This is a genomic window from Curtobacterium sp. NPDC090217, assembly GCF_044746705.1.
Lineage (GTDB): Bacteria > Actinomycetota > Actinomycetes > Actinomycetales > Microbacteriaceae > Curtobacterium.
The window spans coordinates 1332873-1347564 of the sequence record NZ_JBIVCR010000001.1 but is presented as its reverse complement, the minus strand read 5'-3'; the positions used below and the strand labels follow the sequence as shown (position 1 = coordinate 1347564).

The window sequence follows — 14692 nt, the reverse complement described above, 5'->3', positions numbered from 1 at the left end:
GGCCTCCTGTCCGGTGCGTCAGTCGGTTCCGCGGATCCGGCGGCGGACGATCAGCAGGACACCTGCCAGCAGCAGCGTGAGCGCCGCGAGCGACAGCCCGACCATGCCGGTGGTGCCGGTGAAGGCGAGCTCGGCGGCCTGGACCTTCGCGGCCAACCCGGTCGGGTAGACCACCGTGATGGTCGCGAGGACCTGCTGGCCGTCGCTGTCGACGATGCTGTAGCCGACCTGCACGGTGCCGGTGAAGCCGTCCACCGGGGCGAAGACGACCTTGCCGTCCCGGATCGTCCAGGTGCCCTTGCCGTCGACGGTGATGCTGTCGACGAGTGCGCCCTTCGGGTCGACCAGGTGGAGGCTGCCGCGGTCGAACGTCGCTCCGCTGGTCGGCGTGTCGTTCGTGAGCGGGTCGATCGTCACCGGCTGGTTCGCCGTGCCGGTCGCCTTGTCGTCGATCGCGACGGCGTGGGCGAGGACGGTGATGGTCGTCGTCACGGTGGTCGTCTGCCCGCTCTCGTCCGTCACGATGGCCGTGAAGGAGTCGACCCCGGTGAAGCCGGCGGCCGGGGTGTAGACCCAGGCGCCGTCCTTCTGCAGGGTGACGGTGCCGTGCGCGGGCTTCCGGTCGATCTTCGCCCAGAGCGCCACACCATCCGAGCCGGCGAGCACACCGTGCGCACCGTCACGGCCGACCGCGGTGCCGGCGATGGTGGTCGCCTTGCCGTCCTTGGCCATGATGCCCACCGTGATGGTGACCGTCGCGCTGGTGCGCTGCCCCGATGCGTCCTGCACCGTGTAGGTGACGTGGTCGGTGCCGGAGAAACCGGCGGCCGGGGTGTAGACGAACGTGCCGTCGGCGGCGATCGTCACGGTGCCGTGCTCCGGGGTGCCGGAGCCGACGACCGTGAGCTTCGTGCCGTGGTCGTTGCCGAGGACGCCGGGGCCCGTGACGGTGACGGTCTTGCCGGCCGGGGTGCTGGTCTTGTCATCTCCCGCGGTCGGGGTGACCGTGATCGTCACGACTCCCGTGGCGGTGTTGCCGTCGGTGTCCGTCGCCGTGTAGGTGAAGGTGTCCGTGCCCGACCAGTCCTTCTTCGGCGTGTAGGTGTAGCCACCCTTCGCGCCGAGCTCGACGTCGCCGTGCGTCGGCTTGCGGTCGATCTTCGCGGTCAGGCCGGTTCCGAGGTCGTTGCCGAGGACGCCGTTCGCCGTGGTCACCGTGAGCGTGCCGTTCGTCGTGGTCGTCCCGGAGTCCGGCATGGCGACCGCACCGACGATCACGATGACCGTCGAGGTCGTCGTCTGGTCGTTGCTGTCGGTGGCGGTGTAGGTGAACTCGTCCGTGCCGGAGAAGCCGGGGGCCGGCGTGTAGACGAGGCCGCCGTCGGTGCCGGTGGTCACGTCACCGTGCGCCGCGTCGCCGTGGCCGGTGACGGTGAGTCCGGAGCCGTTGTCGTTGGCCGTGAGCGTGGTGCTCGCGATCGGCAGCGGGGTGCCGGCCGGTGTCGTGACGAGGTCCTGCTTCGCGGTCGGCGACACGGTCACCGTGACCGTCGTGGGCTGCGTGCTGCCGCCCGTTGGGTCCTTCGCCGTGTAGGTGAACGTGTCCGTTCCGGAGAAGCCGTCCTTCGGCGTGTACGTCACCGTGCCGGGGCCGGTGATGCCGACGGTGCCGTTCGTGCCGTTCGTGACGGTCGCCACGGTGAGCGTCGTGCCCGAGTCGTTCTTCGTGACCGGGACGTCGACCGGGGTGGAGGCCGGGGTCGAGGCGGTGTCGGCGACGCCCTTCGGCAGCACGGTGATCGTCACGGTGCCGGTCGTCGTGTTGCCGTCCTGGTCGGTGACGGTGTAGTCGAACGAGTCTGGACCGGAGTAGCCGGGCTTCGGCGTGTAGGTGTAGCCGCCCTTCTCACCGACGGTGGCGGCGCCGTGCTCCGGCTGCGTGTTGCCGGTGACCTCGAGGCCGGTGCCGTCGGAGTCCTTCAGGACGCCGTCCTCGTCGGAGACCGTGACGGGCTCGTCGGTGGTGGCCGAACCGGTGCTCGCCGCGACGACCGGGGTGACGGTGACGGTGACGGTGCCGGTGCCCTTGTTGCCGTGGGCGTCGATGACCGTGTACGTGAAGGTGTCCGTGCCGGAGAACCCGGCGTGCGGCGTGTAGGTGACGGTGCCGTCGTCGGCGACCGAGAGGTCACCGTTGGCAGCGCCCTGGGCGCCGATGACCTGCAGGCCGTCGCCGTGGTCGTTCTTCGTCAGCTCGCCGGAGGTCACCGAGACGGGCTGGCCCGCCTTCGTCGAGATCGCGTCCTTCTCGGTGCCCGGGTTCACCGTGATGGTGACCGTGCCCGTGGAGGTCCGGCCGGAGCCGTCCGTCAGCGTGTACGTGAAGGTGTCGGTTCCGGAGAAGCCGTCGTGGGGCGTGTACGTGTACGACCCGTCGGTCGCGAGGTCGAGGTCGCCGTTCGTCGGCTTCTGGTCGACCGCGGCCTGCTTGCCCGTGCCCTTGTCGTTCGCGAGCACGCCGTCCTCCTTCGAGACGGTCAGGGTCTCGCCGGCCGTCGCGGTGGCGGTGTCCGGCGCGGCGGTCGGACCGACCACGATCGTGACGACGCCGGTGCTCTTCTGGCCGGAGGCGTCCGTGACCTCGTAGGGCACGGTGTCGGTGCCGGAGAAGCCGTCCTTCGGCGTGTACGTCACGTCGCCGATGGTCAGGTCGACCGAGACGTCGCCGTTCTTCGTGCTCGTTGCACCGGTGACGTGCAGGTCGGAACCGGTGTCGTTGCCGGTCAGCACTCCCGCCGGGATGGTCAGCGTGTCGCCGGCCTTCGTGGCGGCCGTGTCCGGGTTCGCGACGGGGGTCACCGTCACGGTCACCGTCACGGGGTCGGTGGTGCGTTCCGCCTTGTCGGTCACCGTGTAGGTGAACGAGTCGGTCCCGGAGAAGCCGTCCTTCGGCGCGTACACGACCGTGCCGTCCGGCTGGACCGTCGCGGTGCCGTTCGTCGGACCGGTCACGACCGTGGTCGCGAGCTCCGTGCCGTGGTCGTTGTCCTGCACGCCGATCGTCACCGGGGTCTGCGCCGGCGTGGTCGCCGAGTCAGCGGCGGCGGCCGGCGTCACCGTGATGGTGACCGTCGCCGTGGTCGGGTTGCCCGCCTTGTCCGTCGCCGTGTAGCTGAAGGAGTCGGTGCCGGAGAAGCCGGCGTTCGGCGTGTAGGAGTACGTGCCGGTGGCGTCGTCGAGGCTCAGGGTGCCGTTGGTCGGCGCGGTGTGGCTCGTGACCGTGAGGCCGGTGCCGAGGTCGTTGCCGAGCACGCCGGTCGCGCGGGTCGTCGTGGCGGCGGTGCTGCCCGCGGCGACCGTGACGGTGTCGTCGACGGCCTTCGGCAGCACGGTCACCGTGACCGTCACGGTGTCGGACTTCCCCGCGCCGTTCGCATCGGTGACGGTGTAGTCGAAGGAGTCCTGGCCGGAGTACCCGCTGGTGGGCGTGTACGTGTACGAGCCGTCCGGGTTCACGGTGACGTCACCGTGCGCGGGCGTCGTGTTCCCGGTGACGACCAGGTCGGACCCGAGGTCGTTGCCGAGCAGACCGGGGGCGGTCGCGCTCGTCGAGGAGCCGGAGGTCGCGGTGATCGTCTCGGTCTTCGCCGTCGGCAGGACCGTGATCGTCACGGTGCCCGTGATGGTCGAGCCCGCGGTGTCCTTCGCCGTGTAGGTGAACGAGTCCCCGCCCGAGAAGCCCGCCTTGGGCGTGTACGAGTAGGTGCCGTCCGTGTTCAGCGTCAGGGTGCCGTTCGTCGGGTCGGTGTGGTTCGTGACCGTCAGGCCGGTGCCGCGGTCGTTGCCGAGGACGCCGGTCTGCTTCGTCGTGGTGGTCGCGGTCGAGCCGGCGTGCACGCTGAACGCGTCGTCGACGGCCTTCGGCGCGACGGTGATCGTCACGGTGCTCGTCGAGGTCCGGCCACCGCCGTCCGTCGCGGTGTAGGTGAACTGGTCCGTGCCGGAGAAGCCGTTGTTCGGGACGTACGAGAAGCTCCCGTCCTTCGCGGTCATCGTGAGCGTGCCGTTCGCGGGGTCGGTGTGGCTCGTGACCGAGAGACCGTCACCGGTGTCGTTCGCGAGGACACCGGGGGCCGCGACGTCGAGCTTCGTGTCGACCGGGGTGGAGTACGTGTCCGCCGCCGTCGCGACGTGGACGCGCTGCAGCACGTTGGCGAAGGTCACGACGACATCGGTGCCGTCGGAGGAGGTTGCGGCCGGGAAGGTGAAGGTCGCGGTGTTCCCCGTGCCCTTCGCGACCTCGGCGCCGCTGTTGACGTTCACCGCCCGCCACGTGGTGGCGTAGTTCGCCAGGTTCGTGGTACCCGCAGCGGTCTGTGTGACGGTGTAGTCCTTGCCCGGCGTGGTGAGCACGGCGCCGGCCTGCTGGTCCTGCACGCCGTTCTTCGAACCACTGGTGGTCGCGGTGGTGCCGCTGTTGGTCGAGGAGATGCCGCCGCCGGTGACGGCGAGGCCGAACTGGTCGCCGGAGTTCCAGCGGTCGTCGACGCTCGAGGCACCGGTCACCGTGTCGGCGTAGTTGCAGGTCGCGAGGTCGCTGGCCCGGAAGGACGCGTTGACGGCGAAGTTCCTGACCGGCTGCCCCGTCGTCGGGTCGAGCTGGTAGAGCGTCGTCGACTGGACCGACGTGTCCGCCGGCGACGACGAGAGGTAGAGGTAGCCGTCGGACGAGAACGCGATGCCGGGGCTGTTCGTGCCGCTCGGCAGCGTCGCGATCGCCGTCGTCGTGAGCGCCGTGGTCCCGGAGGCCGTCGGCAGCGTGGGGGTGTTCACGCGGTAGACGGTGTCGGCCGCGACGACGAAGAGCAGACCGCGCGAGCTGAACGCGAAGTCGCCGTTGCCCGCCTTGAGGCCGTTGATCTGACCGACCTGACCGAGGTACTGCTTGGTGTTCGGGTTGTACGCGCCGAGCCAGCCGGTGTTGTCGCCGTAGTAGTAGATGCCCGTCGTCGGGTCCACCGCGCCGCGGATCACGACGCGCTTGCCGTCGGTCGTGATCGTCTTGGACACCTCGGCGGTGCCACCGTTCGCCGGCGTGTACTCCTTGAGCGTCGAGTTGACGTTGTTCGACGCGGCGTACATCTTCAGGCCCTCGCGGGAGATGCCGAGACCGTTGTTCGCATCGGTTCCGAGGGACGTGACGTCGGCGGTGGTGCCAGCGCTCGCGGTGTTCGTCACGTCGATCGCGATGACCTTGCCGGTCGAGTCCGTGGCGTAGACCGTGTTCTGGTCGCAGATGAACGCACCGTTCGCGGTCGCCGTGACGGCCGATGCGGGAGCGGCGGTGACGACCGCGGTGGTCGCGGTGATGCCGGCGCCCGCGAGGAGCGTGGCGCCCACCATGGCGATGAGTCGGAGCCCCTGGCGGGCTCGGGGCACACGGGTGTCCAGGGAATGGCGCATCGGTCTCTTTCGGGTCGGGACGTGCTCGGCGACGGGACGCGCACTGGGCTCCGGTTGCGAGCTCGGGCGTCCTCCGCCGACTCCGATTCTGACAGTTCGCCGCATGCCGATGGGGACATCGCGGTCCCCAATAGGGGGGACCCTCCCCGAACTGGTGTCACGCAGCGGGCACGGTCCGGCACGGTAACGTCGGCCGACATGACCTCGGCATTCCGCACGGCGTCGGCGCGGACCTCGTTCGCCCGCGCGGTGCTGGCCGCCGGTACCGCGGTGCTGATCGCCCTGGCGTCCCTGCCGTGGGTCGCGACCGCGGCGGTGGAGGTGTTCCACGCGGTGGTGACGGAGCTCCGGGGAGCCGGACACGGCCTCCTGTCCGTGGAGGACGGCTTCGCCACGGCGATGGCCGTGACGGCGGTGACCATCCCGCTCCCCGCGCTCGTCGCCTCCGCGGTACCCACCGATGCCCGGCGGGCGACGGGCTGGGCTGCACTCGGATCGGTGGTGCTCGGTGGACTCCTGGCGCTCCGGTCCCCGGCTCCGGGTGCGACGTGGGTGTCGGTCGTGGTGGCGATCCTCGTCGGGCTGGCGCTCGGGTGGCTCGTGCTCGCCGCGATGCGGGCGCCGCTCGCGCCGGCGACGCCGCGCAGCCGTCGGATCGCGGCGTGGGTGATCGGCGTCTACGGCGTCGGGGTGCTGTTCGTGGGGTTCGCCGGCTCCCCGGTGGACGCCGGGGCGCATCCGCTCGTCATCCGGGCACTCGACGCTTCGCACCGGGTCGGGGTGCCGGGGTGGTTCGGGTACGGGGCGCTCGAGTTCACTGCCAACGCGCTCTTCTTCTTGCCGCTCGGGCTGCTCGTGGTGCTGCTCGTCGGCGCGCGGCGGTGGTGGGTCGGCGCGGCGGCCGGGCTCGTCCTCAGCGCGTGCATCGAGACCGGGCAGGCGGTGTTCCTGCCTGCGCGGTTCGCGTCGCTGGACGACGTGCTGTCGAACACGAGTGGGGCGGTGATCGGGGCGCTGGTGGGCGTCGTGGTGCTCGGGTGGGGCGCGCGGCGTCGCGTTTGCTGAGGGCCGCCGCGCTGGGTGATGGGCGCCGGCCGCGCTGGGTGGCGGTGCCGGCCGCGCTGGGTGGCGGTGCCGGCCGCACTGGGTGGTGGTGCCGGCCGACTCGGAACGACGGACTCGTTGTCGTACGACAGCGACTCTGTCGCTGGCACGCGCGTGCAACTGTTGCAGGCGCGTTCGAATGACAGAACGGCTGTCGTACGACATCGACTTTGTCGCCTGCCCGGCCGGCGCCATCCCGTCAGAGCATGCACTGACCACCCGTCCGCCCCCGCACAACGAAGAACCCCCGGAGCCGAAGCTCCGGGGGTTCCGTCGTGCAGTACTGAGGCGCTCAGGCAGCCGTGCGCTGGCGACGCACCGAGGTGCGCACCGCGAGGAGGCCACCGCCGAGGACGACGGCCCCACCGGCGACCCAGAGAGCCAGCGCGGAGATGGTGCCACCGGTGAAGGCGAGCGTGCCGTTGCCCGAGGCAGCGGTCGCAGCAGCGCCGTCAGCCGGGACGACAGTGAGCGCCGTCGTCGCGACGTTGCCCGACGTGGCGCCGGTCGCGGTGAGCGAGTAGGTACCCGAAGCGCCGGCCGGGAGCGTCACGCGGACGGTCGCGGCACCGGTCGAGGAAGCCACGTAGGTCTTCGAAACGGTCGTGGTCGGCAGCGCGCCGAGCGTGGCGGCGCCAGCACCCGTGATGGAGACCGTGACGGTCTCGTCCGCGATGAAGGAGCCAGCTGCGAAGCCGACGGTCGCGGTGCCACCGGCGACGGCGGAACCGGAGACCGAGACGTTCGAGGCCGGGACGTAACCCGCAGCGTTGGCGGCGGCCGGCGTGGCGATCAGTGCCGCGGACGCGAGCACGATGGCAGCGATGATCTTCTTCATGGTGCTCCCCTGATGGTTGTGGCTTCGCGAGGACGATGCGGGTCTGCCCTGAACTCCATGCAGTCGCTATGGCGAAGTTGTCTCAACCTACCGGGTCTTCACAGTCAATTGCCACGTGTTTCGTATCGTTCACGTTAATTCCTGGTGTGCTCGTGACGTCGACAGGGGTGCGCGCTGCACTGGCCGGGCCGAGGAAGGACACTTTCAAGGTGGTACTTTCCCCTGGTGAGAGCAGGGTTTGGAACTGTGCGACGGGGTACTTGCCGTCCGTTGCGGTCTGTGGGGACGCAACCCTTCCGTCCTGAGAGGCCTGGACGTAGACACCCGAAGTGGGGGCGTACACGGCGACGTTTGTCCGGATCGCGCCGGGTGTGACGCCGTACTCTCCGCCCCCGGTCACGTACTCGGGCAGGCTCGTCGCCGCGTCGGCTGGCGCGGTGTTCTTCAGCGTGACCTCGACGACCCACGTCGGACGGCCGTCCTTCCGGCACACCTGGCTGCCCAGTCCGACCGTCTTGTCGAGGTAGTAGTCCATCTTCGCGCCGGTCGCGTCGTTGAGGTAGACGCCGAAGCGCTGCGTGTCCTTGCCGCTCGTCGGCAGGTCTCCCGACACCGCCGTGCCTGCGAGCTGATCCTGCTCATCGGCGTTCGCGCTCCAGAGCCGCACCCGCCCCTCGTCCACACCGGTACCCAGCGCAGCGATGAACGCCTTCGGGTCGAATCCGCCCTCGGACACCTTCGAGAACACGGCACTCGCCGCTGACGCGAAGAACGCGTCCTGCACCGTCGGGTCCGGGTACTTCGCGTACGCGTCTCTCAGCAGCAGCTGCACCGCGTTGTCCGACGTCAGGGTGTCCCCCGTCGCGAGTTGCACCGGGCCCGTCGCCTTGAGGATGTAGCCGAGCGTCACCGGGTCGATCGCGAGGACACCGTCCACCGTTTCCCCGTACTTCTGCTTCCACATCTCGCGCGCGAGTTGCGCCGACGTCTCGAAGCGCGGCGTCAGGGTGACGTCCTGGATGTACTCCCCCGTGATCCCGCCGTACAGCCCCTGCGTGTCCGTCCCGAGCGGCAGCACCGGCTGGTCGGCGATCGCGAAGTCCGACGTCGACGCCTGCCGCCCGAGCGAGATCGCGCCATCGTCGACCGTCAGCTCGCCGACCGCGCCGGGGATACCACCGCCGGCACGCAGCTCCGCGTTGTTCTGGAACAGCACCAGGTAGTGCTTCGCACCACCGTCGCCGAGCATGCTCGGCGCCAGCGCGACCGCGCGGTTCGCAGTGTCGGCCTGCGTCGAAACACTCGACAAGGAGGCTCGGAGCTGGTCGACCGCGCCCGTCACCGCTGACAGGGTGCCGCTCGTGTCGATGCGGTCGGCTTCCCGGGTCGCCGTCGCGAGCGTCGCGGTCGCCTTCGCGACGGCTGGCTGCGCCTTCACCAGGGGTGCGAGGTCGATGCGGCCGTTCTTGGGCTTGAACGCATCCACGTCGATGTCGCCCAAAACGCCGGCCACCGGCTTGACCGCATCGGTGGCGACGTCGTCGACGATCACCGAGATCTGCCGGACGGCGCGGAGGTTCGTCCCGAGGACCGGGACGTACTGTGCCGCTCCCCACACCGGGTCGCTCGTCAACGAGCGCGCATGCGAAGCGCTCTGCTCGAGCTCCGAGGCTGTTCGCTCCGCGCCGGGGGTGTCCCCGCTCGTGAGCTGCGTCTTCAAGGCGTCGACGTGTGCCACTGACTCCTGCAGTGCGTTCTTCGCCATCACCGCGCGCACGCCGACCCAGGCGACGGCGAGCAGCAGCAACAGGATCAGGGCGAGGACGACCCACAGCACGGTGCGAGGTCGGGACCTCCGAGGCCGGGTGGCGCGTCGCGACTCGGGAAGGTCCGACATGGGCTCATCCTAAGGTTTAACCATCGCCCCTGCGATGAGCTCCCACCGGCGCGAGCCGCTGCGGTTGCACGCTCCGAGTTCACTGCAATCAACGTCGACAATCACCTGATTTGGACCCATCGACCTCATGATCCGCTCGTTCACGCGCACACTTCGTCTTGACGTCGAACCCCCGCTACTCGCTGTCGGACGCGTCGGCAGTCGCGCTTTTCGCAAGCTCACGAGCGCGATCCTCGGTGCCCAATTGAATGCGCCCGGAAGCTTCTTCGGGCCTCGTGCAGAAATCCGAGGAGGGCGTCAGATCGACTTCGGTGCTCGGTTCTCCAGCGGCTCAGATCTCTGGCTGGAAGCGGTCGCGTCATACGAGGGAGAGACGTACTCGCCTCACATCACGATCGGCGACGACGTCTCCTTCTCGAATCGCGTGCACATCTCGGCGATCACGTCCGTGACCATCGGGACCGGGTGCTTGATCGGTAGCGGCGTCTACATCTCCGATCACAACCACGGCCGTTACTCGGGGTCGCATCAGTCCGGACCGCTCGACTCTCCAGCACGGCGTCCCTTGGGCGGCGGCGGGCCGATCACCATCGGCCAGAACGTCTGGATCGGTGACAACGCGGCGCTCATCGGTCCGCTCCGGATCGGCGATGGTGCCGTGATCGGCGCCAACTCCGTCGTCACGCGAGACGTTCCTGCTGGAACGATCGTCGGCGGGGTGCCCGCTCGCCCGCTCAAGACCTGGAGTGCTTCAGACGGCTGGGTCCGGATCTGAGCGCGCACTCCCGTAGCGCTCCGGACCTCGTGCGATCTGCCAGAACAGAGTCACTTCGAGTGTGAGCGCAAGCAGCTCACCGATTGCGAACCCGAACGCCGCACCGGGTGCCCCTCCGAACAACGCCCCGAGTGCGGTCAACGGCATGCCGACGAACGCCCCGACGAGCGTGTACCTCGCGAACTGACGAGTCGCATCAAGCGCGAGCAGTCCGACGAGGCCCACGACTTGCGCTCCGATGAGAGCGGCCAGGACGAGGCCGAAAGCGGCAGCGGTCCAGCCATCGAGTTGGACTGAGTCTCTGCTGAGCAGGTCGCCGATGAGAGGTGCCAACAGCGCGAACGCGATCCCTGCCACGATTGCCATGACCGCACCGCTGCAAGCTGCACGATTCGCTCTCCGGATGCGCGCAGTGCCGATGGCTGCTGGCACCCATCCCTGAAGGAACTGCAGGACCGGCGAGAATCCGGTGGTCGCAAATCGCATGAGCTTGTCCGCGAGCGAATACGCCGGCAGAGCGGCAGGTGCGAGGAGGGAGACCAGCACGGGCGGGAGCCCTGTCACGATCGCAGACACGCTCGACAGGAGCATCCCGTGCGACTGACTGCGCAGCGTCATCGCGACCGCACGTGGCCGCGGCGCGTGCCGGACCTTCTTGCCAGCAATCCGAGAAACGGTGACAGCGACGCCGAGGAGGATCCCGACGATCTGGGCTGCGCCGAATACCCAGAGGGGAGCTCCGAAGAAGACTGCCGCGGTACCGACGGAGGCACCGGCGATCCGAGGGATCGCGTCCAGCAGGAAGAACGACCACGGGCGTGAACTCCCCGTGAAGAACCAGCCACTCAGAAGACCTGTCAGGGTGTACGCGATTGCGTTGAGGGTCGACGCGCCCGAAGCGGTGGACGTAGACACGAACGTCACCGCGGCGGTGATCGCGAGAGCGGGAACCGCGAGGGTCACCCGGGACCAGAACGACGAGACGAAGTAGTCCAAGCGCTCGGCTTGGCCCGTGCTGGCCACGACAGTCGGACCGGTGATGCCCCACCCGAAGCCGACGAGGATCGCCCCGGCTGTACCGACGGCTTGCGCAAGAGCGATACTCGCCCAGGCATGTGCCCCGGCTGCTGCGATCAGAATCGGGATGCTGACGAGCGTGACCGCCGCTGTGAGACCGACAGACAGGGCGTAGCCCGCCAGAGCACCGAGCCGACGCCTACTCATCGAGACTCCATCAGCGGCGAACTCTTCCGGCATCGAGCAGCCGTTTGCGGACCGCGCCGAACCCCGGCATCCGCTTCTTGACGAGCGTGAACTCGTCGGGGAAGGAGTACTTGGCCGCGATCGATGCGTCGCCGAGCGTGATTCCGAGTCGTGTCAGGAGGGAACGGCGCTTCCACGACCGGAACCGCTCAACCTCCTGGTCCAAGAAGGGCGACGGAAGTCGTGCCCCCGCCGGAACTTCGAGCAACGCTTTCCGGTATGCGCGGCGAGTGCGCTTGGTCATCACCGCGCCATCCGCGTCACGCCCGAAGCCATACTGCGGCACGCCCCCGAGCGCACGCCGCGCAGCGTTCACGGCATCCGCGTAGCGGTAGCTCACCTCGCGCAACGCCGGGAACTCGTCCCCGACATCACGCATGTCCACCGAGAGTCGGACACTGATTGCTTCGGGATCAGCCGGGTTGAATCCACTGAAGTGGATCAACCGCAGTTCGTCTCCCGATTCGCTCAGCCGGTAGCCACCCGCCTCGGACTCGTCGAAACGGCGCTCGTGGAGGTTCCACGGGCCGACGTTGTACCCGCCGTGCCGCAGGGAGTGCGCTCCGAAGAAGTTCGCGCCGATATCTACCCACTTCTGATCGACGAAGACACCGAGCAGCGGGTAGATCAGGCACTCCCGTTCGAGATGCGACCACCACCAGTCGAGGAACGGGATCGCAGAGCGTCCGACCGCGCAGAACCCGAGGTTGAAAACACCTACCGTGAGATCGTGGCCCTCCGTGATGTGGTCGGTCGATTCGGAGATCGGCTCAAGGAAGTGCGGCGTGAGCACGATGCCGTGCTCGGCGACGAGGCCCTCGAGCTCGGACAGCGGCGACACGACCATCATGTCCGGGTCGAGATAGACCACCGTTCCCGCCTCCGCGAGAAGCGCCTTGAAGAGGAGGGGCTTGACCGAAGTCGAGAACTCGACGACGTCGTAGATCGCCGCGAGTTCGAGGACATCCCGGGGTGCCAGACCGAGCACCTCCGTCGTGACCACGCGGAGACCCGGCCGTCCGGATTCGATCTCACGTCGGTCGCCGTCGACGACCAGAATCACGAGTTCCTTGTCGGGTTCAACCGCACGAACGCTGTCGTAGAGCGCCAGCGCCTGAGGAAGGTAGTTCTGGGCGACGACGGTGCAGTAGATGACGCCCTCTGGGCGGGTTGAGCTATTCATAGAGGTTCTCCCAGCAGTTGTTCTTGAGCGTTGGGCAACGGATCCCGAGATGGTCGCAAATTAGCGAAAAAGCGGGCTGCCCATGCCGAGAACATGATGATCAGGACCAGGAAAACGATGTTTCCGGTATTGAAGAGGTACCCGCGCCAGTACTCGAGGAAGCCATATGCCATGACACCAGCCATGACCGCCACGGCGGACTTGTACTGCCGGAAATGCGTGAACACTGCGGCGGCGATCCCCAGGACGATGAGCGTGTACACAAGCCCCCACCACCCCCATTGCGCATAGACGTCAGCAAAGGAAGAATTCGCGTTGAGGTTCGGTGCGACATCCACCTGATAGGCATACAGGCCGAGGTCTGTGGCCGCCGACTTGTCCCCTTTCTCGCTCTGCAGAAATGTCGGCACGACGGCTTGAAGCGCCTGCACAGCCGACACGTTCACCGGGAACCGGCCCCCAACGATCGCATCCGCGACACCAATGGAGACTTGCGACGGCGCACCGACGTAGCTGAGTATCTGGTAGACGTTCATCGCAATAGGGTTGTCAACGCCGAAGGAGCGATAGTAATTCGCGTTCCGCGTGTAGTTGAACACCGCGAGCAGCAGGAACAGAGCAATCCCGGCACAAGTTGCCATGCCGAGTCGAAGGCGTCCGGCTGGCCGGCGCTGGTAGTAGAGGAAGATGAAGACAGCAGTCGCCATGATCAGCGAGAGTCGAGAGCTCAACAGGACAACAGCCAGCAGCATCACCAGGTTGACCCCGGCTGACAACCAGCTGGCCTTCCGTTCGAGCGCGAGAATCAGCCCGACAGGAGCGGCCACCGTCACCGCGTATCGCAAGGTGCCGACCGAGGAACCGTCCAGGAGTGCTTCGGACAGCAAATTGGCTTGATCCGACTGGATGGCAGCGACGATCGACAGGTCACGCGAGATCAGGTAGTACGCGCCGCAGACACCGACGATCGCGAAAGCCGTGAGCATTCGATAGAAGTACCGCTCGAAGAACGCGCTCTGCTCAGCGGCGAGCAGGCCACGTGACGGCCGGACCGTTCGCCCGATCGCTGACCCGAACGCGAGCACCAGGATGCATGCGAGGTACCACGCACCGAGAGCGAACGCTGCTGAGAGCGAGAAATTGCTCCGAACGGCGAACCCCCGTAGGTAGGTCCCCTCACCTGGAACGACCCAGGCCAGGAAGCTGGCGAGCACTGGGAGCAGCAGCAGCATCCACGGCTGGAACCACCGGTACGGCTTGATCACGATGCGCCCGCCACCCGTTGCGCCACAACGTGAGCGACTGAGGACCACGCCCAGGCGCTCCGACGATCGGTGCTGGGGGGCGGAAACTCGGTGTCGCCGAAGGTCTGCAGCGCCTCGACCCATTCGTCGACGTCCCGGGCACCTTCCACGGCGCTGCCGAACGTGCCGACGATCTCCGCCACGCTCGCGCACCCCTGCCAGTAGGCGACAGGACGTCCGCATGCAACCGCTTCGGCGGCAGGCAGACCGAATCCTTCGATCGTCGAGGGCATCACGACGGCGGCCGCCCCTCGGTAGATGGTCGCGAGCTCAGCATCATCGACGCGGTTACGCACTACGACGCGATTCTCGAGACCTCGCTCGGTCACTCGGCGACGCGCTTCGGCGACATCCGCAGTCACGATGACCATGCCGAAGTCGTCGAGGAGTCCGAGCGCGTCCAGGACCACGTCGACGTTCTTGTGCTCACGGAGGTTCCCGACGTATGCGAAGAAGGGCGTCGAATTCTGCAGCGCCGGTCCGTCCGGAGTGAACTCCGAGGAGACGCCGTTACCGGTGTTCACGATCTCGACGGAGTCATCGCCCAGCCACTCACCGATGTAGCCCGCTGACGTCTCGGAGACCGTGAAGACGAGGCCAGCCTTCATCACGGCCGGCTTGATGATCCGCTCGTAGTAGAGGGTCTTGAGCGCCGATCCCTCGGACGGAACCTGCAGGTGGATGAGGTCGTGGATCGTCAGGAGCTGGGTCGCACGGGTGATGCCCGCGTTGAAGCCCGGCGCGTAGACGACGTCGTTCTTCGAGAGCGACATGCGCTTGGGGTTCAGAGCGTCGACCGGCAGCGGCTTGCGCAGACGGTGGCCGAGGTCGGTCCACTCGAGGTCGAGCCGTGACACGACCTCTC

Annotated in this window: 9 protein-coding genes; 2 read left to right on the top strand and 7 right to left on the bottom strand. The window is 67.9% G+C overall.

The window, feature by feature from the left end; genetic code table 11:
* Positions 1–18 precede the first annotated feature (18 nt).
* Positions 19–5463, bottom strand: a complete 5445-nt coding sequence (locus ACIPJ2_RS06620) for a beta strand repeat-containing protein (RefSeq protein ID WP_402728102.1) — start codon at positions 5461–5463, stop codon at positions 19–21.
* Between the two features lie 198 nt (positions 5464–5661).
* On the opposite strand from ACIPJ2_RS06620, the gene ACIPJ2_RS06615 reads away from it, so the two are divergent.
* Positions 5662–6528, top strand: a complete 867-nt coding sequence (locus ACIPJ2_RS06615; RefSeq protein ID WP_402728101.1) for a VanZ family protein — start codon at positions 5662–5664, stop codon at positions 6526–6528.
* 331 nt (positions 6529–6859) lie between these two features.
* Here ACIPJ2_RS06615 and ACIPJ2_RS06610 read toward each other — a convergent pair whose 3' ends face one another.
* Both ACIPJ2_RS06610 and ACIPJ2_RS06605 read right to left on the bottom strand, forming a co-directional pair.
* Positions 6860–7405, bottom strand: a complete 546-nt coding sequence (locus ACIPJ2_RS06610) for a sortase (RefSeq protein WP_402728100.1) — start codon at positions 7403–7405, stop codon at positions 6860–6862.
* Positions 7406–7487: 82 nt separating this feature from the next.
* Positions 7488–9302: a DUF4012 domain-containing protein gene (locus ACIPJ2_RS06605; RefSeq protein WP_402728099.1), complete on the bottom strand. Its 1815-nt coding sequence runs from the start codon at positions 9300–9302 to the stop codon at positions 7488–7490.
* A 127-nt stretch (positions 9303–9429) separates the two neighbouring features.
* Between ACIPJ2_RS06605 and ACIPJ2_RS06600 the strand changes: the two genes are divergently transcribed.
* A complete protein-coding gene (locus tag ACIPJ2_RS06600) occupies positions 9430–10077 on the top strand; it encodes an acyltransferase (RefSeq protein WP_402728098.1) in 648 nt (215 codons plus the stop codon).
* Here the strand turns inward: ACIPJ2_RS06600 and ACIPJ2_RS06595 are convergent.
* From ACIPJ2_RS06595 to ACIPJ2_RS06580, 4 genes are read right to left on the bottom strand one after another with little or no spacing between them, the layout of a single operon-like run.
* The gene (locus ACIPJ2_RS06595; protein ID WP_402728097.1) at positions 10054–11334 is read right to left on the bottom strand and encodes a hypothetical protein; all 1281 of its coding nucleotides are present in this window, start codon (positions 11332–11334) and stop codon (positions 10054–10056) included. The two genes, ACIPJ2_RS06600 and ACIPJ2_RS06595, sit on opposite strands and share 24 nt — an antisense overlap.
* Positions 11312–12523, bottom strand: a complete 1212-nt coding sequence (locus ACIPJ2_RS06590) for a hypothetical protein (RefSeq protein ID WP_402728096.1) — start codon at positions 12521–12523, stop codon at positions 11312–11314. Before ACIPJ2_RS06590 ends, ACIPJ2_RS06595 begins: the two co-directional genes overlap by 23 nt.
* Positions 12520–13788: an oligosaccharide repeat unit polymerase gene (locus ACIPJ2_RS06585; RefSeq protein WP_402728095.1), complete on the bottom strand. Its 1269-nt coding sequence runs from the start codon at positions 13786–13788 to the stop codon at positions 12520–12522. The genes ACIPJ2_RS06590 and ACIPJ2_RS06585 overlap by 4 nt, the downstream gene beginning before the upstream one ends.
* Positions 13785–14684 (bottom strand): glycosyltransferase family 4 protein, encoded by a 900-nt coding sequence (locus ACIPJ2_RS06580; protein ID WP_402728094.1) that lies wholly within the window; start codon positions 14682–14684, stop codon positions 13785–13787. The genes ACIPJ2_RS06585 and ACIPJ2_RS06580 overlap by 4 nt, the downstream gene beginning before the upstream one ends.
* Positions 14685–14692: the final 8 nt, after the last annotated feature.

Excerpts from the sequence above, each read along its gene's own strand:
- ACIPJ2_RS06620 (WP_402728102.1), bottom strand. The coding sequence starts at position 5,463 with ATGCGCCATTCCCTGGACACCCGTGTGCCCCGAGCCCGCCAGGGGCTC.
- ACIPJ2_RS06615 (WP_402728101.1), top strand. The coding sequence starts at position 5,662 with ATGACCTCGGCATTCCGCACGGCGTCGGCGCGGACCTCGTTCGCCCGC.
- ACIPJ2_RS06610 (WP_402728100.1), bottom strand. The coding sequence starts at position 7,405 with ATGAAGAAGATCATCGCTGCCATCGTGCTCGCGTCCGCGGCACTGATC.
- ACIPJ2_RS06605 (WP_402728099.1), bottom strand. The coding sequence starts at position 9,302 with ATGTCGGACCTTCCCGAGTCGCGACGCGCCACCCGGCCTCGGAGGTCC.
- ACIPJ2_RS06600 (WP_402728098.1), top strand. The coding sequence starts at position 9,430 with ATGATCCGCTCGTTCACGCGCACACTTCGTCTTGACGTCGAACCCCCG.
- ACIPJ2_RS06595 (WP_402728097.1), bottom strand. The coding sequence starts at position 11,334 with ATGCCGGAAGAGTTCGCCGCTGATGGAGTCTCGATGAGTAGGCGTCGG.
- ACIPJ2_RS06590 (WP_402728096.1), bottom strand. The coding sequence starts at position 12,523 with ATGAATAGCTCAACCCGCCCAGAGGGCGTCATCTACTGCACCGTCGTC.